At 41.3% G+C, this 20,207-nt stretch carries 19 protein-coding genes and 1 tRNA gene; 7 read left to right on the top strand and 13 right to left on the bottom strand.

Annotated elements, in window-relative coordinates:
• Positions 1-32: 32 nt before the first annotated feature.
• The 7 genes from dnaK to OFN67_RS02530 all read left to right on the top strand — a co-directional run bounded on the left by dnaK (position 33) and on the right by OFN67_RS02530 (position 8,503).
• Positions 33-1,904, top strand: coding sequence for a molecular chaperone DnaK (gene dnaK / locus OFN67_RS02500; RefSeq protein ID WP_270866449.1), 1,872 nt, complete (start codon positions 33-35; stop codon positions 1,902-1,904).
• 293 nt (positions 1,905-2,197) lie between these two features.
• Positions 2,198-4,975 carry a nitrate reductase catalytic subunit NapA gene (gene napA, locus OFN67_RS02505; protein ID WP_270868046.1) on the top strand — a complete coding sequence of 926 codons (2,778 nt, stop codon included), beginning with the start codon at positions 2,198-2,200 and terminating at the stop codon, positions 4,973-4,975.
• A 2-nt stretch (positions 4,976-4,977) separates the two neighbouring features.
• Entirely contained in the window at positions 4,978-5,718 is a 741-nt protein-coding gene (gene napG, locus OFN67_RS02510; RefSeq protein WP_270866451.1) for a ferredoxin-type protein NapG, read from the top strand.
• Complete coding sequence (napH, locus tag OFN67_RS02515; RefSeq protein ID WP_270866452.1) at positions 5,715-6,494, top strand: quinol dehydrogenase ferredoxin subunit NapH; 780 nt, start codon at positions 5,715-5,717, stop codon at positions 6,492-6,494. The genes napG and napH overlap by 4 nt, the downstream gene beginning before the upstream one ends.
• On the top strand, positions 6,491-7,210 hold the full coding sequence (locus OFN67_RS02520) for a nitrate reductase cytochrome c-type subunit (RefSeq protein ID WP_270866453.1): 720 nt from the start codon (positions 6,491-6,493) through the stop codon (positions 7,208-7,210). Before napH ends, OFN67_RS02520 begins: the two co-directional genes overlap by 4 nt.
• A gap of 55 nt (positions 7,211-7,265) precedes the next feature.
• Positions 7,266-8,168: a WD40 repeat domain-containing protein gene (locus tag OFN67_RS02525; RefSeq protein ID WP_270868048.1), complete on the top strand. Its 903-nt coding sequence runs from the start codon at positions 7,266-7,268 to the stop codon at positions 8,166-8,168.
• Positions 8,165-8,503 carry a chaperone NapD gene (locus tag OFN67_RS02530; RefSeq protein ID WP_270859412.1) on the top strand — a complete coding sequence of 113 codons (339 nt, stop codon included), beginning with the start codon at positions 8,165-8,167 and terminating at the stop codon, positions 8,501-8,503. Before OFN67_RS02525 ends, OFN67_RS02530 begins: the two co-directional genes overlap by 4 nt.
• Before the next feature lie 50 nt (positions 8,504-8,553).
• On the opposite strand, the gene OFN67_RS02535 is transcribed toward OFN67_RS02530, so the two are convergent.
• The 13 genes from OFN67_RS02535 to pglE form a co-directional block, all read right to left on the bottom strand.
• A complete protein-coding gene (locus OFN67_RS02535) occupies positions 8,554-8,979 on the bottom strand; it encodes a hypothetical protein (RefSeq protein ID WP_270868049.1) in 426 nt (141 codons plus the stop codon).
• 14 nt (positions 8,980-8,993) lie between these two features.
• Positions 8,994-9,437: a hypothetical protein gene (locus OFN67_RS02540; RefSeq protein WP_270868050.1), complete on the bottom strand. Its 444-nt coding sequence runs from the start codon at positions 9,435-9,437 to the stop codon at positions 8,994-8,996.
• Complete coding sequence (locus OFN67_RS02545; protein ID WP_270868051.1) at positions 9,431-9,940, bottom strand: hypothetical protein; 510 nt, start codon at positions 9,938-9,940, stop codon at positions 9,431-9,433. The genes OFN67_RS02540 and OFN67_RS02545 overlap by 7 nt, the downstream gene beginning before the upstream one ends.
• A 152-nt stretch (positions 9,941-10,092) precedes the next feature.
• Positions 10,093-10,178, bottom strand: a tRNA-Leu gene (locus OFN67_RS02550).
• 32 nt (positions 10,179-10,210) lie between these two features.
• Positions 10,211-10,549 (bottom strand): ATP synthase F0 subunit C, encoded by a 339-nt coding sequence (atpE, locus tag OFN67_RS02555; protein WP_270859398.1) that lies wholly within the window; start codon positions 10,547-10,549, stop codon positions 10,211-10,213.
• Positions 10,550-10,695: 146 nt separating this feature from the next.
• The gene (locus tag OFN67_RS02560) at positions 10,696-12,213 is read right to left on the bottom strand and encodes a 2-isopropylmalate synthase (RefSeq protein WP_270868052.1); all 1,518 of its coding nucleotides are present in this window, start codon (positions 12,211-12,213) and stop codon (positions 10,696-10,698) included.
• Between the two features lie 82 nt (positions 12,214-12,295).
• The gene (pssA, locus tag OFN67_RS02565; RefSeq protein ID WP_270859396.1) at positions 12,296-13,033 is read right to left on the bottom strand and encodes a CDP-diacylglycerol--serine O-phosphatidyltransferase; all 738 of its coding nucleotides are present in this window, start codon (positions 13,031-13,033) and stop codon (positions 12,296-12,298) included.
• 1 nt (position 13,034) lies between these two features.
• Positions 13,035-14,972 (bottom strand): ATP-dependent zinc metalloprotease FtsH, encoded by a 1,938-nt coding sequence (gene ftsH, locus OFN67_RS02570; protein ID WP_270868053.1) that lies wholly within the window; start codon positions 14,970-14,972, stop codon positions 13,035-13,037.
• A complete protein-coding gene (locus OFN67_RS02575; protein WP_270868054.1) occupies positions 14,965-15,801 on the bottom strand; it encodes a 50S ribosomal protein L11 methyltransferase in 837 nt (278 codons plus the stop codon). Before OFN67_RS02575 ends, ftsH begins: the two co-directional genes overlap by 8 nt.
• Positions 15,802-15,828: 27 nt before the next feature.
• Positions 15,829-16,536, bottom strand: a complete 708-nt coding sequence (gene hisA, locus OFN67_RS02580) for a 1-(5-phosphoribosyl)-5-[(5-phosphoribosylamino)methylideneamino]imidazole-4-carboxamide isomerase (protein WP_270864579.1) — start codon at positions 16,534-16,536, stop codon at positions 15,829-15,831.
• Positions 16,536-17,147, bottom strand: a complete 612-nt coding sequence (hisH, locus tag OFN67_RS02585; RefSeq protein ID WP_270868055.1) for an imidazole glycerol phosphate synthase subunit HisH — start codon at positions 17,145-17,147, stop codon at positions 16,536-16,538. The genes hisA and hisH overlap by 1 nt, the downstream gene beginning before the upstream one ends.
• Before the next feature lie 2 nt (positions 17,148-17,149).
• Positions 17,150-18,940 carry a polysaccharide biosynthesis protein gene (locus OFN67_RS02590; RefSeq protein WP_270868056.1) on the bottom strand — a complete coding sequence of 597 codons (1,791 nt, stop codon included), beginning with the start codon at positions 18,938-18,940 and terminating at the stop codon, positions 17,150-17,152.
• Positions 18,937-20,031: a UDP-N-acetylbacillosamine transaminase gene (pglE, locus tag OFN67_RS02595; protein ID WP_270868057.1), complete on the bottom strand. Its 1,095-nt coding sequence runs from the start codon at positions 20,029-20,031 to the stop codon at positions 18,937-18,939. Before pglE ends, OFN67_RS02590 begins: the two co-directional genes overlap by 4 nt.
• Positions 20,032-20,207 lie beyond the last annotated feature (176 nt).

Below are 20,207 nucleotides of genomic sequence, written 5' to 3' on the forward strand. Positions count from 1 at the left end.
AAGAAAACAAAATTTAATAAAAAGGATAAAACATGGGAAAAGTAATTGGTATCGACTTAGGAACGACAAATTCTTGCGTCAGCATTTTTGAGCGTGGCGAAAGCAAGATTATTCCTAACAAAGAGGGTAAAAACACAACTCCATCAGTTGTCGCATTTACCGACAAAGGCGAAGTTTTAGTCGGCGATAGTGCAAAACGCCAAGCCGTCACAAACCCTGAAAAAACGATTTATTCAATCAAAAGAATTATGGGTTTGATGATGAACGAAAAAAACGCGCAAGAGGCCAAAAAACGCCTTCCGTATAAAATCGTAGATCGCAACGGCGCATGCGCAGTCGAAATCGCGGGCAAAGTCTATACCCCACAAGAAATTTCGGCAAAAGTTTTAATCAAGCTAAAAGAGGACGCAGAGGCCTTCCTAGGCGAACCAGTAGTCGATGCAGTCATCACTGTGCCTGCGTATTTCAACGATAGCCAAAGAAAAGCGACAAAAGAAGCTGGCACAATCGCGGGGCTAAATGTCCTTCGTATCGTAAATGAGCCAACCGCGGCAGCTCTTGCATACGGATTAGACAAAAAAGAAGCCGAAAAAATCGTGGTTTATGATTTGGGTGGCGGAACATTTGATGTCACCGTGCTAGAAACCGGCGATAGCGTGGTCGAAGTGCTAGCAACTGGTGGAAATGCCTTCCTTGGTGGCGATGACTTTGATAACAAAGTAATCGACTTTTTAGCAAGCGAATTCCAAGCAGAAAACGGAATCGACCTTAAAGGCGATGTCATGGCTATGCAACGCCTAAAAGAGGCCGCAGAAAACGCTAAAAAAGAGCTTTCAAGCGCAATGGAGACAACGGTAAATTTACCTTTCATCACAGCTGATGCCACAGGCCCAAAACACCTTATGAAAACCATAACTAGGGCTAAATTTGAAAGCATGATTGATAGTTTGGTAGATGAGACAATCGACACTCTAAAACGCGTCGTTAGCGAAGCAGGTCTTGGTATGAGCGATGTCAAAGAGGTCGTCATGGTCGGTGGCTCGACTCGCGTGCCACTTGTGCAAGAAGAGGTCAAAAAAGCATTTGGCAAAGAGTTAAATAAAAGCGTCAATCCAGACGAAGTCGTCGCAATCGGCGCAAGCGTGCAAGGTGCTGTTATCAAAGGCGATGTAAAAGATGTGCTTTTGCTTGATGTTACGCCACTTAGCCTTGGTATCGAAACACTTGGCAGCGTAATGACTAAAATCATCGACAAAGGCACTACAATCCCAACCAAAAAATCGCAAGTCTTCTCGACTGCTGAGGATAACCAATCAGCCGTTACGATTAATGTCTTGCAAGGTGAGAGAGAGTTTGCCAGAGATAACAAATCGCTAGGAAATTTCAACCTAGAAGGCATTATGCCGGCCCCTCGCGGTGTGCCTCAAATCGAGGTTGAGTTTAACATCGACGCAAACGGAATTTTAACAGTTACCGCAAAAGACAAAGCCACAGGCAAGGCAACTGATATTCGCATTACTGGTTCAAGCGGTCTAAGCGACGAAGAAATCGACAAAATGGTAAAAGATGCCGAACTTCACAAAGAAGAGGACAAAAAGCGCAAAGAAAGCGTAGATGCTAGAAATCACGCTGACGCTATCGCTCACCAAACAGAAAAATCACTTGCTGAAATGGGCGAAAAAGTCCCAGGCGAGCTAAGAGCAAATATCGAAAGCGCACTAAATGATCTAAAAGAAGTTCTCAAAAACGAAAACGCGACAAAAGATCAAATAGATGCCAAGGTAAATGCCCTAAGCAAGGCGGCTGAGGATCTTTACAAAGCAGCTAGCGCCAACCAAAACCAAGGCGCAAATTCAAACAACGCTAAAAAAGACGATGATGTCATCGACGCAGAAGTCGAATAAATAAAATTTGAGCTAGCTTGCTAGCTCAAATTTCAGCCCAAATTTCCAAAATATCAAATTTTAATTTTATCCATATACATTAATATTCTATATCAATACAAAATTTCTAGGAATTCGATTATTAGCACAAAATCGTGCTAAATTTATTTAAATTTAAAAATTATAATTTTATACATATTAGAAATTTAGGGATTTATTGCAAATTTTATTGATTTAAATCAATAAATTTGATTAATAATTTGTTATAATTTGCCTTGTGTTTCACAAATTTCTTTGAAAGAAAGGATAATTCTATGGACAGACGAGAATTTATCAAAAGTTCAGCAGCTGCTGCTGCGTGTAGTGCCGCTGGAATTTCTGCCCCAAGCCTAGCTAGTGCCGCTGACGGCGAAAAAGACTGGCGCTGGGACAAAGCGGCTTGTCGTTTTTGCGGAACCGGTTGTGGTATTATGGTTGCCACAAAAGGCGGAAAAATCGTAGCTGTAAAAGGCGATCCACTATGCCCTGTAAATCGTGGTCTTAACTGCATTAAAGGTTATTTTAATGCTAAGATTATGTATGGCGAGGACCGTATCACAAAACCTCTTTTGCGTATGAACGAAAAAGGCGAATTTGACAAAAAAGGTAAATTCGGCGAAGTTAGCTGGAAAAAAGCTTTTGATGTCATGGAAGCGCAATTCAGAAAAGCTTACGAGGAAAAAGGTCCAAGCGGCCTAGCTGTATTTGGTAGCGGTCAATACACTATCATGGAAGGTGTAGCTGCTGTCAAACTTATCAAAGCAGGTTTTAGATCTCACAATATCGACCCGAATGCTCGCCACTGTATGGCAAGTGCGGTTGTTGCGTTTATGCAAACATTTGGTATCGATGAGCCGTCAGGCTGCTTCGATGATATCGAGCTAACTGATACAGTTGTTTGCTGGGGCGCAAATATGGCCGAAATGCACCCAGTGCTTTGGTCTCGCGTAAATGACGCTAAACTTAAAAATCCTGATAAATACAAAGTTGTAAATTTATCAACTTTTTCAAGCAGAACTTCTAGCATTGCTGATATTGAGATTATTTTCAAACCTCATACTGACCTTGCGATTTGGAATTTAATCGCTCACGAGATTGTATATAACCACCCAGAAGCGTTTGATGAAAATTTCGTCAAAGAGCACTGCGTGTTTGCAACAGGTCCAGTTGATATCGGTTACGGTATGAGACCAAATCCAAAACACCCTAAATTTGATCCAAAAGAGGTCGATACAGTAGAAAAAGAGCTATCAAAAGTTCTTAGCGAAAACGAAGGCGTAACACTATCATACCTTGGTATGAAAGCTGGCGACACGCTAGAAAATAAAAGCAATGGCAAAGCCGACGCTCACTGGCTAATCGGTTTTGAAGATTTCAAAAAAGCCTTAGAGCCTTATACACTAGATTTCGTTGCCAAACTTGCCAAAGGCGATGACAACGAAGATTTAGAAACTTTCAAGAAAAAACTTCAAGGCTTAGTTGATTTATATGTCGAAAAAGGCAGAAAAGTAGTAAGCTTTTGGACAATGGGTATGAATCAACACCAAAGAGGAACTTGGGTAAATGAGCAAAGCTATATGGTGCATTTCTTGTTAGGCAAACAAGCAAAACCAGGCGAAGGCGCGTTCTCACTAACAGGACAACCAAGCGCTTGCGGAACTGCACGCGAGGTAGGAACTTTCTGCCACAGATTGCCAGCCGATATGGTTGTAGCAAATCCAAAACACAGAGAAATGACTGAAAAAGTATGGCAAATCCCTGCTGGCACAATCAACCCGCGCCCAGGCTTCCCTTATGTAAAACTAATGAGAGATATTGAAGACGGCGCGGTTAAATTTGCTTGGGTTCATGTAAATAACCCATGGCATAATACTGCAAATGCAAATCACTGGATCAAAGCAGCAAGAGAAATGGATAACTTCATCGTAGTAAGCGATCCATATCCGGGCGTATCTGCAAAAGTAGCGGATTTGATTTTACCAACTGCTATGATTTATGAGAAATGGGGAGCTTATGGTAATGCTGAGCGTAGAACTCAACACTGGCGACAACAAGTATTGCCAGTAGGCGAAGCGATGAGCGATACATGGCAAATTTTAGAATTCTCAAAACGCTTTAAAATTAAAGATTTCTGGGGCGAGAGAAAAATCGATGATAAGCTAACCTTGCCAGATGTTTTAGAAGAAGCGAAAAAAATGGGTTACGATCCAGAAGATACTCTATTTGATGTATTGTTCGCTAACAAACGCGCACTTGAATACAAAGCAGATGATCCAATCATCGCAGGCTTTGACTGCACCGAAGTTTTCGGCGATAGTAGAAATGTCGTAGGAAGCGACGGAGAGGTATTTAAAGGCTATGGATTCTTCGTGCATAAATATCTATTCGAAGAGTATAGAATTTTCGGCGACGGACACGGACACGATTTAGCTGATTTTGATACATATCACAGAGTTAGAGGTCTCAGATGGCCAGTTGTCGATGGTAAAGAGACTCAATGGAGATTTAATACCAAATACGACACTTACGCTAAAAAAGCTAATCCAGACGGCGATTTCGCATTTTATGGTAACCAAGGCGCACTTCCGACAGGCGATATGAAAAGCGCAACCTCAGGCGATGAGAAAACTTCGTTTAAAAACAAAGGTAAAATTTTCTTCCGCCCTTACATGGATCCATGCGAAATGCCAAGCGAAGAGTATCCGTTCTGGCTATGCACAGGACGCGTCCTAGAACACTGGCACTCAGGCTCTATGACAATGCGTGTTCCTGAGCTTTACCGCGCTGTTCCAGAAGCTCTATGCTTTATGAACAAAGCAGACGGCGATAAAATGGGCATAGCTCAAAATGATATTGTATGGGTAGAATCAAGAAGAGGAAAAGTTAAAGCAAGAGTAGATTTCAGAGGTAGAAATGTTCCGCCTGTGGGTCTTGTTTATGTTCCTTGGTTTGATGAAAATGTATTTATCAACAAAGTTTGTCTAGACGCGACCTGCCCTCTTTCAAAAGAGACAGACTATAAAAAATGCGCAGTAAAAATTTATAAGGCATAATTATGGAAAGACGCGAAGTTTTAGGTTTATTAGGACTGCTTGTAGCAGGCGGAAGTGGATTTTGTGAATTTGCCAGAGCAGAGGATAAAATCCGTCTAAGACCGCCAGGTGCCCTTGATGAAAAAGAATTTATGAGCAAATGTATTCGTTGCGGGCTGTGCGTCGAAGCATGTCCATTTGATACACTAAAACTAGCAGAATTTGGCGATAGCGGAGTGCCAAACGGAACTCCGTTTTTCCAGCCAAGACTAACTCCATGCTATATGTGCCAGGATATACCTTGCACAGTAGCGTGCCCGACTAGCGCGTTAGATAAACAAAAAGTTAGCGAAAATGACAAATTAAATATCAACAAAGCACAAATGGGCGTTGCGGTAGTAGATCAGAAAAACTGCGTTGCATATTTTGGAATTCAATGCGACGCATGTTATAGAGCCTGCCCTGTCATGGATAAGGCACTATTTATCGAATACAAACGCAACACAAGGACAGAAAAACACGCGTTTTTACTACCTGTTGTAGATAGCGATTACTGCACAGGGTGTGGAAAATGCGAAAAAGCCTGTATAACCGAAAAAGCAGCCATTACGGTGCTACCACGAAATTCGGTTTTAGGCAAGGTAAATGACAACTATGTCAAAGGTTGGATCGAGGGCGATGACGCGAAGCTAAAAGACGCTGATAGCCAAATCAACTTAAATTTGAAAAAAGGTATTGATTACTTAAACGGAGGCGAGCTATGAAATACACACTTTTAAGAAGATTAGTTCAATTCCTAATCCTTGGCCTTTTCATAGCTGGAAACTGCTATGGATTTAAAATTTTGCAAGGAAATTTAAGTTCGTCAGTGCTTTTTGGAGTTATAAATTTAAGCGATCCTTTTGCCGTGCTTCAACTATTTTTGGCAAGTTTTAGCCTAGGTGCGCTTAGCATAGTTGGCGCGTTAATCATATTTGCGTTTTACGCTTTGATTGCGCCACGAGCTTTTTGCGGTTGGGTATGTCCTATCAATATCCTAACAGATTTGGCAGCTTGGATAAGAAAAGTTTTAAATATCCAAACCAAAATATTTAGCGTCAGCAAAAACGCTAGATACTATTTGTTAGTTTTAGTCCTACTTTGTAGCGGATTGTTTAGTATAGCAGCCTTTGAGATACTAAATTTCGTCGGATTTTTCACAAGAGCGGTCGTTAGCCTTAGCGTTAGCGCATTTAGTATAGCCGCAATCATTGTGATATTTGAAATTTTCGCAGGAAATAGAATAATATGTTCCCATATATGCCCACTAGGGGGATTTTGGGCGATAGCAAGTAAATTTAGCTTAATTCGCATTTATCATAATGCAAACAAATGCACTAAATGCAACAAATGCAAGAGCGTTTGCCCTGAGGTACAGGTGCTAAAAATGGTCTCAAAAGAGAGTTTTAAAATCGATTCTGAGTGCATAAGTTGCGGTAGATGTGTCCAAATTTGCGATGATGATGCGTTAAATTTTAGCATACTAGGAGTAAAAAAATGAAAAAGAAATTTGCTTTTTTAAGCCTTGTTGCAGCTACAATTTGTTGTTTGGGTTTGAGCGGTTGCCAAGATGAAAAAGGCAAAGCGAGCTCAAATACAAACCAACCAGTAGCGCAAACACAAGCCGCCTCAGCACCTGCTGCTACTGACGAAGTAAAAGCAGAAGCGCCTAAGGCAGAGGTAGCGCCAGCTGCTGCACCACAAGAGCCAGCCGCACCAGCGCCGGTTGTCGAGAAAAAGGAAGATATACCAAATTTAGAGCTTGCGCAAAGTCCTAAATTTAGAGAGGATTACACTAACGAAAACCTAACCTTGCCTACCTATGAGGTAAAAGGTGGCGCACCAGGCGAAAATATGGTATTCGAGAGAAGCTTCGAGAACGCTCCTCCGCTAATCCCACACACTTTGGACGATATGCTACCTATCACAGCCGAAAACAACATGTGCACCACATGCCACCTTCCAGAGGCTGCACAGGCTATGCAGATCAAATCAGTCCCACAAAGCCACTTAGCTGATTTGCGTGATGAGAATCAAAAGAGCCTTGATGGCGCACTTTCTATGGCTAGATATGACTGCGTTTCTTGCCATGTTATTCAAACAAACGCAACCGAGCTAGTTCAAAACAAATTTGAAGCAGATTTTAGTCGCTTTGCAGACTCAAACACTAGCTCAAATTTGCTTGACATTTTAAATCAGGGTGCTGATATCAAATAACCATTTTGTTGTGAGTTTGGACCTCCAAACTCACACAAAATTTACGAGGTAAAAAATGAAAAAATTATTCGTTGCTTTTATCTTTTTAGCAACCTTTCTTTTTGCAAATGACAAAGTCATAGTAGATGGCAACATCGCGATTTTAAAGCAAATGGATGAAAAAATCTATGCTGGCACGGACACCGGAAAGCTTTTTAGTATAAGTGGGAGCGATGAAAACGCTACTCTTGTTTTAGCTCTTCCGCAAGTCAAAAGCTATGTCGATGGCGATATCGATTCTAAGGTCATCGATGTCGATAAACTAGGTGAAAAATTTGCCCTTTTGATAAATGGCGATTATATGCACAAAAAACTCGCCGTGTATGAAAATGGCACGCTTGACACCTTTGATTTACCGATAACTGGTATCAAAAGACTATTTTTGCTAGATAGCAATACTATCGTTTTACTAGGCGTGGGAAGCGAAATTTTATACTACGACATAACCTCAAAATCAGTGAAATTTGAGCACAAAATTTCAGATTCGCCTTTTGGTGGCGTGAGCTTTGACCGCGAGAAAAATTTATTGCTTCTTTCAAACGAAGGCGGTATGATTTACTTTTTTGACACAAAAGAGAAAAAATTCTTACGCGAAAAAAGTATCCACAAAGACAATGTCTTCAATGTAGCCTTTGTAGGCGAAAGGGTGATAACTGGCTCAAACGACAAAACCTGCTATTACGAAAACGCAAGAGAGTCTAAGCTTTTCGAAACTGGCTTTATCGTGTATAGCGTGGCATTAAGCGAGGATTTTGGCGCATTTACGACACTTGATGGCATAAACATCATAAACAAAGCCGGAAGCATCATCAAAAAAATCCCTTACGATGGCGAAATCATAAACAACATGACATTTTATGGCGATCACTTAGTTGGCGCAGGATACGACAAAACAATTCATTTTTGGAGCTATAAATGAACATTTCAAGTGTGATAATCTACACAGATAATAAGACGAATTTGGACGAACTTAGCGCTCTCGTGGCAAAGATAGAGTTTTGCGAAGTCGTAGCTGCACAAGATGGCAAAATCGTAGCGACTATCCAAACCGAGAGCCTAGATCAAGAGCTGGGCGCATTTAAGGCCATGCAAGCCCTAAAAGGCGTAAGCGATGTAGCTATGATATACTCATACCAAGACCTAGACGAACAAATCGACGCCGCGAACAGCAACAATATAGAAGAGATTATGCAAAAAATCGACGAAGAACCAGAAATCAAAAAAATCAAATACGGTGGTAGTTTAAATATCTAAATTTACCTCTTTTTAAAGGCTGAATTTGGCAGAATTTGGCCTTTAAAAATTTAGCGACAATCAGAGAGACCTAGTGTAAAATCCATGAAATATTCATTATCAAAATTATAAGTAAATGTAGCCTTGAAATTTTTATTTTTAATATCTGAATTGCAATATTGTTCTTTTACGCCGTTTTTAAAATTTTGTTTAAACAAATCAAAATCTTGCTCCACGAAATCCCGCCAAGAGATATTTTGCATATTTTGCACATCGTTTAAATCATAAAAATAACTTACTTTCTTTGTTTTTGGATTACACTCTATATTTGTTAAAGTGGTTGCATCATCTAGTCTAGTTGGCAATTTTGTCTTTATTTCATTTTGCAATCTGCAAATTTCCTCATCACCCATAAATTTTTGTTTAAACTGTATATATCCGAATTTTCCCAGCATAAAAGCCATAAATAATATAACAATACTAAATAAATTTTTCATTTTTTCTCCAAATTTTATTTTTTAATAATGCTAGAAAATAAATTTTTAAAACAATAAACTATATTTTTTTGCCCCAAAACTACTATTTGAAGGACATATACTATACCAAACACTATCGCAGATGTTTTTACTCTACCCAAATAATACCAAGCACTTCCTCTATATTCTGTCAAAGACCAACGGATAAGAAAATAGCAGAAACATACAAACACAACAAAATATAAAACCCTAAAAATATTTATCACAAAATTTTCATTAAGTTGTAAATTTGAAATTTTCTGCTTAAATTTTTCTGTTTTATCTAAAATTTTAAAATTTTCTTCTTTTTGAGTGTCGGCGACATTGATATATTTCGCTGAGTAATTTGTATCATTTTCTTTAAAATTCTCTTGTTGTTGCGCACCTGCTCTTGTAAAAATCATAACGACAAACTCGCTCGCAAAAGCTAAAATTAGCAAATACCCCAATACTCCTCGCTCACAATACCCAAAGCAATAGCGAAAAATGGGATATAAAATAGCTTTTGAAGAAGAATTTCAACCATTTCTTTGTAAAAAAGAAAGCAAGTAACACCACATATTCCAGCGACGATAGAAATAGATAAGGCTGATTCTTGCGTTACTAAAATTGCGCCTCCTAGCAAGTTAGACCCTATGCCTGATGCTATGAAAAATGCAAATAGTTTTTTGCTGCTTGCAAATTTGCCAATCATATAAATCACATAAATTCTACATAACCCCCCAATGAATAGAAAAAATTTACCTATACTCGTATCATCTGAATTTTCAAAAAACACTTTAAGAACCAAGCCGAAAATCAAAATCGCATTAGCAACTAAAAAATCTTTTTTGATTTTATAAAATTCATCTATCTTTGAAGTTTGCTTAGGTTTTATCGTTTGAAATGATTTTTTATTTTTTATTTCATACACAACATGACCTTTTTTAAAAAATTCAGCCATTATACCCCCCCCTTTTTTTTTTAAATTAGATTTAAAAATTAAAACACATAAATTATATTTACATTATTGTTTTTTGACATAGGATAGAAATGTGATTTTTGTTTAATTTCGTTAATGGGCGAATTTGAAATAGTAAATTTGAATAAAATTTATGGTGCGACCAGCGAGATTTGAACTCGCACACGCGAAGCGCACTACCCCCTCAAGATAGCGTGTCTACCAATTCCACCATGGTCGCATGAGAAAGCCCGCGAAGATGCGGGCGAGTGATTACGCAGCTGCTTTTGTAAGAGCGTCTGTAACGAAAGGATTAGCGAAAAGCAAGATAAATGCGATAACAAGCGCATAAATAACTTGTGCTTCGATCATCGCTAGCGAAATATACATTGTAGTTGATAGTTTGCTAGCTACGCTTGGGTTGCGAGCGATACCAAGGATTGTTGCATTAGCTGCATTGCCCATACCAACAGCGCCACCAAGAGCGGCAAAACCAAGAACGATACCAACAGCGATTGCTGAGTATGATACGATTTGAGTATAAGCGCTAAGCTCCTCACCTGCGAATGCTGCGCCACAAAGCGCGAAAAGTAAAACCAAAACTTTTTTCATAAAAGTCTCCAAAATAAAATTTCAAAACGCCTTTCGGATCTGTCCCCTACTAAGAACATTTTGAGTGCGGTATTCTAGTGAAATTTTGCTTTTAATTAGTTTAAAAAAGTGGCAAAATTCGCCCAAATTTCGCCACTTTATGAATTTTATTTTTTCGAAGCTAAATATGTATTTAGTGCGCCGACATAAGCCTTGGCTGAGGCCAGCATCGTATCGACATCAAGCCCATGCCCCATAATCGCGCCAGTGCCCTCAAATTCGACCTTAACGGTTACTTTGGCAAGAGCATCTTTGCCTTTGGATACGGCCTTGACTTGATAATCTTTGAGCTCACCGCTAACCTTGCTTATGCGATCAATCGCTTTAAAAATCGCATCAACCCCACCATTTCCAAGCGCGCTATCGCTTAGCAAAATTTCATCGTGATTTAGCGTGACAGCCGCGCTTGCGTGGCCTTTATTGCAGCCATTTGAGCTAAGAAGTGCAATCTCGTAAGCCTTGGTTTTAGCGCCCATAAATTCGTCATTTACAAGCTCTCTTAAATCCTCGTCATAGACATCTTTTTTGCTATCGGCTAAAATTTTAAATTTCTCAAACGCCACTTGCAATTGTTCGTCGTCTAACTCATAGCCAAGGGCGATTAATTTGTCCTTGAAAGCGTGGCGTCCGCTGTGTTTGCCAAGCACGAGAGAGTTTTTATCCAGCCCGATATCATCGGCCTTCATAATCTCGTAAGTTTCGCGGTGTTTTAAAACGCCGTCTTGGTGGATTCCGCTTTCGTGCGCGAAGGCATTTTTGCCCACGATTGCCTTATTTGGCTGTGGTTCGATACCTGTGATACTTGCGACTATACGGCTTGAAGGATAAATTTCTTTGAAATTTATATCCGTATAAAGTGGCGAGAAATGGTCATTTCTGGTTTTTACGACCATTGCAATCTCTTCGAGCGCAGTATTTCCAGCCCTCTCGCCAAGGCCATTTATAGTGCATTCGACTTGGCGCGCGCCAGCTTCAATGCACGCTAGTGTGTTTGCTGTGGCAAGCCCTAAATCGTTGTGATTGTGAGCTGATACTATCGCTCTACCATCTATAAATTCGACCATTTGTTTAAAAATAGCGTAAATTTCATTTGGCAAGCGATATCCCACGGTGTCTGGTAAATTTATCGTAGTTGCGCCCACGCCGATAACCGCCTCGCAAATTTCCTTCATAAAGCCCACATCGCTTCTACACGCATCCTCGCAACTAAACTCCACATCATCTGTGAAAGTCTTCGCGTATTGCACAGCCGCAACTGCGCGTTTGATGACCTCATCGGGCTTCATTTTTAGCTTAAATTCCATGTGAATCGGGCTAGTGGCGATGAAGGTGTGTATGCGCTGAAATTTCGCTGGCGCGATAGCCTGTGCTGCGGCCTTGATATCGTTTTCGAGCGCGCGAGATAGCGAACAAACCCTAATCTTGCTAGTAGCCTTTGCGATTTGATTAATCGCGTCGAAATCCCCCGGACTAGCCGCTGCAAACCCAGCCTCTATAACATCGACGCCGAGTTTTTCTAATTGGAGTGCAAGGCGGATTTTTTCTTCTGTATTCATCGAAGCGCCCGGGCTTTGCTCGCCGTCGCGCAATGTCGTATCAAAAATAATAATTTTATTTTTATCCATAACCTACCCTTTCATTTGATAAAATTTGGCGATTATAGCAATTTTAGGCTTAAATTTAGTTGGAATTGATAAATTTTATTATTTAGTTCTCTTTGCTTTGTTTGTTAAATTTAACCCCGATAAGCGTTAGCCCCGCGCGCACGAGCCCGTATCCTATGTATAGCAAAATGATAAATGCAGGGAATTCGAGCTTAAAAAGATACAGACACGAAAAAAACACCACAATGAGTAAAACCAAAATTTTAATCGCATTTGGCCGTTTTAAATTTATCTTTTTAAAGCTTGGAAAGCGGATATTGCTAACCATTAAAAACGACAAAATTGCCATGCCGATGATAAATACGCCACCCCACACGGACGAAACCTCGTATTTGAGGTAAATCCCAATCCACACAGCAATCGTAATAGCCGCAGTTGGGATCGGCAGACCGATGAAAACATTAGGCTCGTAGGTGCCCACAGTGACATTAAATCTCGCTAGCCTCACAGCGCCGAAAATCACATACAGCGCGCTAATTAGCGTGCCGACCTGCCCATAATCCTTGCCGATTACGAAATAAAATAGCACTGCTGGCGCCACGCCAAACGCCACTATATCGGCAAGGCTGTCAAATTCTACGCCAAATTTGCTCGTCGTGTGCGTGAGCCTTGCCACGCGCCCGTCAAGTCCGTCAAAAATCAAAGAAAAAATTATATACGCAATCGCGCTAGCATAATGGCCGTTTATCGAGGCAAAAATGCTAAGCATAGCCAAAAATATACTAGCTGCGGTGAAAAGATTTGGCAAAATATATACTAATTTTCCTCTTTCTTCTTCCATTTTACGCCTCTTCTTCTGAATTTTCTTTGGCTAAATTTCGCACCAAACGCGTCGGCAAGTTGTTTTCTTTTTCGAATTTATCGATAATCTCCACGATAACCTCGCCAGCGACGGTCTCTTTTTCATACAGAGTTTTTACCATTTCCTCGATTGCAGGCGCATAAACTCGCAAGGTCTCTTTCACAGCTTTATAGCGTTCATCGAGCTTCGTGCGGACATAGTTGTCGATTTTGACAGCTGTTTCCTCGCTATAATCCTTAATGCTCTGACCGCCATTTAAAAACGAATATTGCTGTTTTTCAAGCACGATTAAACCTAGCTCGTCTGTCATACCGACCTTGGCCGCCATAAATTTTAGCCAATCAGTAGCGCGTTGTAAATCATTACTAGCCCCGTCTGTAATCTCGCCCAAAAATACCTCCTCGGCCGCCCTACCAGAGAGTAAAACATCAATTTCAGCGAAAATTTCATATCTTTGGTGCAAAAACCTATTTTCAAACGGCGAATTTAGCGTATATCCAGCTGCACCAAGCCCGCGCGGAACAATCGTAACCTTGCTAACTGGCATTGCGCCTTTGGTAAGCTCGGCGATGAGTGCATGACCGCTCTCGTGGTAAGCGACGATTTTTTTCTCCACAGGATTTACGCGGCGCGATTTTTTTTCTAATCCTATCGCCACGCGCTCGATTGCTTCAAGCAGATCTTTTTGCTCGACCTCTTTTTTCGCCTCTCGACCTGCCAAAAGCGCAGCTTCGTTTATGATATTTGCCAAATCCGCTCCCGCAAAGCCCACGGTAAGGCGCGCAATATCTTCGATATCGATATCACGGGCAAATTTGACATCTCTCATATGCACCTTTAAAATCGCGATTCTGCCGTCATAATCAGGTCTATCGACCAAAACCTGCCTATCAAATCTACCCGGGCGCAAAAGCGCAGCATCAAGCGTTTCTGGGCGGTTTGTCGCAGCTAGGACGATGACTGGGCTAGATTCTGTGCCAAAGCCGTCCATTTCGGCTAAAAGCTGGTTTAGAGTCTGCTCTCTCTCGTCGTTTCCGCCGCCGATTCCACCTGAATTTCTACTTTTTCCAATCGCGTCAATCTCATCGATAAAAACAATCGCGGGCGCCTGTTTTTTGGCTGTTTCGAACAAATCTCTAACCCTACTTGCGCCCACGCCCACAAACATCTCTATAAAGCTAGAAGCCGAAATCGAAAAAAACGGCACATCGGCCTCGCCTGCGACAGCCTTTGCAAGCAGTGTCTTACCCGTGCCAGGAGGGCCTACAAGTAAGACGCCTTTTGGGATTTTCGCTCCCAAGCTTATGTATCGCTCAGGATTTTTGAGGAAATCGACTATCTCTTTGACCTCTTCTTTGGCCTCTTCGACACCGGCGACATCGCTAAATTTGACATTTGGCTTCTCTGCGCTCATTAAATTTTTCGAACTGCCGATTCCTAGCATACCGCTACCCATATTTTTTTGCATGCGATTTGCCAAAAACATCCAAATTCCAAAGAAAATCACAAGCGGTAAAACCCAGCTAAAAAGCAAATCTGTGAGTAAATTTGTTTCGTTATATGCGCCATAAGGGATATTTCTGCTCTCTAAAATACTCACAAGCTCGTTATCATCGACCCTTTGAGCCACATACATTGTATCGCCACTTTGGGCTTTTATCGTGGTTTTGCCGATAGAAACCATTGAAATTTGAGCTGTTTTAAGCTGTGATTTTAGCTCTGAGTAGCTGACATTTCTAGTCTGTCCCACGCCCAAATTTCCAAGGGTCGCACCATCGCCAAAACCGCCACCATTTGGGCTAATTGCCCTAAAAATTACAATTAAAATCAGCGCAAAAACCACAAACATACCAATAGGATTTTTGTTGAAAAAATTTCCTCCGCCGTTTTGTTGATTTTTGTTATTTTGATTATTCATTTTCACCTTTCTCATAAACAAAGCTACACCACTCGTTTTTTTGCTCCATTTTCACGAAGCGCAAATCCGAAAATGCAGATTTTATTCTATCTTTGTAATTTTCTAAAATTCCAGAAAGCACGAGGTGTGCGCCCGGATTTAGTGCGTTTTTCAAATCGCTAGCTAGTATCAAAATCACATCAGCGATTATGTTTGCTACGACTAAATCGTATTTTTCACCCGCTCCTGCGATACTTCCTGTCCAAATTTTATCCAAGCTCACGCCGTTTTTTTGCGCATTTTGCACGCTAGCATCAGTGGCTTGCTCGTCAGTATCGCACGCGCTGACATTTGCGCCAAGCTTTTTCATCGCGATACTCAAAATTCCGCTTCCACAGCCCACATCAAGGGCTTTTGCGCCCTCTTTGGTAATCTCGCTTAAAATTTGCAAACACATATTTGTGCTCTCGTGGTGCCCTGAGCCAAAGGCAAGTGCCGGGTCAATTAAAATATCGATTAGCCCTGCTCTGCTCTCGCACCAACTAGGGCGGACATAAAATTTACCCACCTCAATCGGCTCAACGCCCTTTTTATACTCGTTTATCCAATCTTGATTTTTCTTTTGCGAAATTTCGATTTCTAGCGAAATTTGCGCCCCTGTGGATTTTTGCAAGGCTTCTTTAAATTCGATTAACGCGAATTTCACCATTTCTAGGCTATCCTCATCGCGCACGATAAACTCGCCCTCGCGCTCTTCAACGCACGAAATCCCAAGCTCAAAGACAAAATCTTTGAAAAATTCCAAGCCGTTTTGGCTCTTTACACTCATTTCATTATAAAATTCTTTCATCTCAAAACCTTAAAAGCCATTACGATATCACAAAATTTTAAACGCTTTTTCTAAATCTATACTGCCCTCGTAATATGCCTTGCCGACAATCACGCCCGCGATTTTGCCGCTGTTTTTGCACGCTAAAATATCGCTAATGTCCTTCACACCGCCACTTGCGATTGTATCAATCCCGCTAGCTTCGGCGATTGCTTCGGTAAATCCCACATTTACGCCACATAGCATACCATCTTTGCCGATATCCGTGCAGATTATCGCGCCCACTCCCGCTCCTGCGTAAAGCTTAGCCAAATCAGTCGCCTTGATGCTACTCACATCTGCCCAGCCCTCGGTTGCGACCATGCCACCAAGCGCGTCGATTCCTACGACGATATTGTATTTTGGCGACATTTCTTTGACAAAATTTGGATTTTTTAGCGCAACTGAGCCTAAAATAAATCTATAAACGCCCAAATTTTGGTAGTCTTTTATGCGCTTTTCATCGCGGATTCCACCGCCCACTTCGACCTTTAAATTTGTCGAATTTACGATTTTCTCAATCGTTTTGAAATTTATCGGCTCTCCTGCAAACGCTCCGTCTAAATCTACCAAATGCAGGTATTTCGCCCCCATGTCTTCGAATTTTTTAGCTAATTCCCAAGGGGTTTTTGAATAAATTTTAGCACTCCCCATTTCGCCCTTGCTAAGGCGCACAGCAAGGCCTTCTTTTAAATCAATCGCAGGTAAAATTTCCATTATAACTCCGTGAAATTTTTAATTATTTTTATACCATTTTCGTGGCTTTTTTCGGGGTGTGGCTGAAAGCCAAAGACATTTTCCTTGCAAACCGCGCTAGGAAATTCATACCCATACGCCGTCTTTGCTAGGATAAACTCTTCATCGCAAAGCGCGTGATAAGAATGCACGAAATACGCATAAACAGAGCTTTCAAGCCCCGAATTTATGGGCGTCTCGCGCGTAAATTCTAGTGTATTCCAGCCCATGTGCGGGATCTTTAAACTCTCGCTAAATTTGCTCTCATCAAATTTCACCACTTCGCCACTAATTATCCCAAGCCCAGCGCTTGAACCAAATTCTTCGCTTTTGTCAAAGAGAAGTTGCATACCAAGGCAAATTCCTAAAAAATACCGCCCACTTGCGACAAATTCTCTTATCGCTTCGTCTAAATTTGCGCTTTTTAGTTTAGCCATTGCTTCGCCAAACGCCCCAACGCCAGGAAGTAAAATTTTATCACATTTTAAAAGGTTTTCTGGCTCGCTCACTAGCTCAAATTTCGCCCCACAAAAGCTAAGGGCGTTTTTCACGCTTCGTATATTTCCAGCACCATAATCAACAATCCCTATCAAAATCAATCCTTATTCAATTTATGGTCAAATTCCGGCACAATCTCTTTGAGTTTGCTTGCAACTTCGCAGTTTTGCGCATTTACAAGCTCTGAAATTTGCAAATTTAGCTTTTCTAAATCGTATTTTGTAAAGCTTGAAACAAAGATTGATTGATACTTCGTGCTTTTGTCGTTTTCGTTGATCAAAAGCTCCTCGTAAAGCTTCTCGCCGGGACGAAGTCCTACAAATTTAATCCCAAGCTCCTCTTTTCCGGCTAACTGCAACATGCGTTTGGCAAGGTCTGCGATTTTGACAGGTTCGCCCATATCAAGCACGAAAAGCTCCCCACCTTTGGCGATTGAGGCTGCTTGAAGCACTAGCTGACAAGCTTCGCTCACTAGCATAAAATACCGCACGATATCAGGGTGTGTAACGGTGAGTGGCTCGTTTGCTTCGATTTGGCGTTTAAATTTCGGGATTACGCTTCCGCTACTTCCTAGCACATTTCCAAATCTCACAGCCACGATTTGAGTGGCTTCATCACTCGAATTTAGGCTATAAAGCTCGCAAATTCGCTTTGTCGTACCCATGATATTTGTAGGGCGCACGGCCTTATCAGTGGAGATCAAAACGACCTTTTTAACACCATGTTTTTTGGATAAATCCACGACATTTTTCGTGCCAAGGACATTGTTTTTCACCGCTAGATGCGGATTAAATTCGCAAAGTGGCACATGTTTATACGCTGCTGCATGCACCACGACATCAGGCTTAAATTCGGCAAAAATTTCATCGAATTCATCGCGATAAACGATATTTATCATTTTTAACTCGTTGCGAGAATCTGCGTTCGTGGCTTCGTTGATTTGATAAAGGTTAAATTCGCTATGCTCGACCATAATCAGCCGTTTTGCACCGAAATTCAAGCATTGTTTGCAAATCTCGCTTCCTATCGTGCCACCTGCGCCAGTTACTAAAACAACCTTGCCGTCGATGAAATTTTTAATCGCCTCTTTGTCCAAATCCTTTGGTTTGCGCGCGAGCAGGTCTTCGATCGAAATGTCGCGGATTTTTTTCTGCTCGTTTTCTAATAGCGAAAATAGCTTGATATCTTTTAGCCCATACGCGACTAGCTCGTCGTAGAGCTCTTTGAGATCTTCTGGGTGCAGCGAAAGTGCCACGATAGCGGTTTTGGCGCCACTTTCTTTTATCATTTCTGGGATTGTGCTTTTTGCACGCACGACGAAATTTTCACAATATGTGCCAACTAGCTCTTTTCTGCCATCGACAACGCCCACAGGATAGTAGTTTATGTGGTGTTGGCGCATACCTTTTAGCACATGCACAGTTTTGCTAGTCGCGCCCACGACGACGCATGGTTCATTGGCGTTAAAATTTGACTTTTCGTGGAGCAAAAACATGCGTTTTGCGATTCTTACGCCACTGATTAAAATAAAGCAAATCGCCGCATCTATGGCAATCACAGAGCGCGGGAAGGGGTTGAAAATATTCTCCATTAAAAAGAAAACCGCCAAAAATGTCAAAGCCGTGAAAATGTGCGTGTAGAAAATTTTGCGCGCTTCGTAAAGCCCGAAAAATCGCCACGGCACAAGGTAAATTTTCATAAACCACAAATACGCAATGCGAATAGCGGTAATTAGGGTCGCGCTTAGTAATAAGCCTTTGTAAAATTCATTTGGGATATCGCCACTAAAACGCAAAACAAAGGCGATTGCGACGCTAAAAATTGAGATTAAAATATCTAAAATCAGAAAAAATGCGAAGCGTTTGAGCTTGGTCGGTCTAAAAATCATAAGCTTTTCTTTACAATTTCGGCGACTTTTGCGACCTGCTCGTCGCTCATATCGCTTCCGCTTGGCAGACAAATTCCGCGACTAAATAGATCCTCGCTCGTGCCATCAACCACGCTTAATGCGCCTTTGAAAACTGGCTGCATGTGCATTGGCTTCCATAGCGGACGGCTTTCGATATCGGCTTTATTGAGTGCGTCGATTACGCGTAAGTGAGCATTTTTTTCTTTGAAAACTAAGGTTGTAAGCCACCTGTTTCCGCGTGAATTTTCGATTTCTGGCATAAACTCGGCGCAGTCTTTTAAAAGCTCACTATAAAGTGCGAAAATTTCTCTTTTTCGCTCTACGCGTTTTTCCAAAACTTCCATTTGTCCCACGCCAATCGCGCCTAAAACATTGCTTAATCGGTAGTTATAGCCATAATCCAAATGCTCATAATGCAAAAGTGGCTCTCTGGCTTGCGTGCTATAATACCTTGCTTTGGCGATTAAGGCTTCGTCGTTCGAAATTAGCATTCCGCCACCACTTGTGGTGATGATTTTGTTGCCATTAAAGCTTAGCGCGCCACACGCGCCAATCGTGCCAAGCGCCCTGCCCTTGTAAAATCCGCCAAGTGCCTCAGCTGCGTCTTCAATAACGGCGATATTTTCATTTTCGCAAATCTCCATTATCTCGTCCATTTTCGCAGCCTGTCCGTAAAGGTGGGTCGGGATTAGGGCTTTTGGTTTTTTGGGCGCTAGTTTGATTGCCTTTTTTAGAAGCTCGGGGCTTAGATTCCAGCCTTCGTCGCTGTCGATTAGCACAGGGACGCAACGCTCATAAAAGATTGGATTAAGGCTCGCCATAAAGGTAAAAGTCGATCCCAGCACCACATCGCCGTCTTTTATGCCTAGCGTTCGTAGGGCTAGATGAAGTGCGGCTGAGCCGGCATTTAGCGCGAGGGCTGATTTCGCGCCAGTGTAATCGCAAACTGATTTTTCAAATCTATTAACATACTCGCCAAGTGGCGCGATGTAGTTGCTTTCAAAAACTTTTTTTATGTATTCTAATTCGTTTCCGCCCATATTTGGGGGGCTTAAAAATATTCTTGCCATTTTCTCTCTTTCGATGAAATTTATAAATTTAGCCTAATTTTTAGGCAATTTGCAACCAAAAAATTGCAAATTTAAAAATTTAAAAGCCGTTATTTTACCACTTTTAAATAAATTTATGATTTTTATTTTTGCTGTTTTGTAAAATTTGCAAATTTATAAATTTTGCTTTTTTTAAA

It is taken from the genome of Campylobacter sp. JMF_11 EL3, assembly GCF_027736965.1.
Lineage (GTDB): Bacteria > Campylobacterota > Campylobacteria > Campylobacterales > Campylobacteraceae > Campylobacter_B.

What these genes read in the sequence shown, in the direction of transcription:
- dnaK (WP_270866449.1), top strand. Translation starts at nt 33, where the DNA reads ATGGGAAAAGTAATTGGTATCGACTTAGGAACGACAAATTCTTGCGTC.
- napA (WP_270868046.1), top strand. Translation starts at nt 2,198, where the DNA reads ATGGACAGACGAGAATTTATCAAAAGTTCAGCAGCTGCTGCTGCGTGT.
- napG (WP_270866451.1), top strand. Translation starts at nt 4,978, where the DNA reads ATGGAAAGACGCGAAGTTTTAGGTTTATTAGGACTGCTTGTAGCAGGC.
- napH (WP_270866452.1), top strand. Translation starts at nt 5,715, where the DNA reads ATGAAATACACACTTTTAAGAAGATTAGTTCAATTCCTAATCCTTGGC.
- OFN67_RS02520 (WP_270866453.1), top strand. Translation starts at nt 6,491, where the DNA reads ATGAAAAAGAAATTTGCTTTTTTAAGCCTTGTTGCAGCTACAATTTGT.
- OFN67_RS02525 (WP_270868048.1), top strand. Translation starts at nt 7,266, where the DNA reads ATGAAAAAATTATTCGTTGCTTTTATCTTTTTAGCAACCTTTCTTTTT.
- OFN67_RS02530 (WP_270859412.1), top strand. Translation starts at nt 8,165, where the DNA reads ATGAACATTTCAAGTGTGATAATCTACACAGATAATAAGACGAATTTG.
- OFN67_RS02535 (WP_270868049.1), bottom strand. Translation starts at nt 8,979, where the DNA reads ATGAAAAATTTATTTAGTATTGTTATATTATTTATGGCTTTTATGCTG.
- OFN67_RS02545 (WP_270868051.1), bottom strand. Translation starts at nt 9,940, where the DNA reads ATGGCTGAATTTTTTAAAAAAGGTCATGTTGTGTATGAAATAAAAAAT.
- atpE (WP_270859398.1), bottom strand. Translation starts at nt 10,549, where the DNA reads ATGAAAAAAGTTTTGGTTTTACTTTTCGCGCTTTGTGGCGCAGCATTC.
- OFN67_RS02560 (WP_270868052.1), bottom strand. Translation starts at nt 12,213, where the DNA reads ATGGATAAAAATAAAATTATTATTTTTGATACGACATTGCGCGACGGC.
- pssA (WP_270859396.1), bottom strand. Translation starts at nt 13,033, where the DNA reads ATGGAAGAAGAAAGAGGAAAATTAGTATATATTTTGCCAAATCTTTTC.
- ftsH (WP_270868053.1), bottom strand. Translation starts at nt 14,972, where the DNA reads ATGAATAATCAAAATAACAAAAATCAACAAAACGGCGGAGGAAATTTT.
- OFN67_RS02575 (WP_270868054.1), bottom strand. Translation starts at nt 15,801, where the DNA reads ATGAAAGAATTTTATAATGAAATGAGTGTAAAGAGCCAAAACGGCTTG.
- hisA (WP_270864579.1), bottom strand. Translation starts at nt 16,536, where the DNA reads ATGGAAATTTTACCTGCGATTGATTTAAAAGAAGGCCTTGCTGTGCGC.
- OFN67_RS02590 (WP_270868056.1), bottom strand. Translation starts at nt 18,940, where the DNA reads ATGATTTTTAGACCGACCAAGCTCAAACGCTTCGCATTTTTTCTGATT.
- pglE (WP_270868057.1), bottom strand. Translation starts at nt 20,031, where the DNA reads ATGGCAAGAATATTTTTAAGCCCCCCAAATATGGGCGGAAACGAATTA.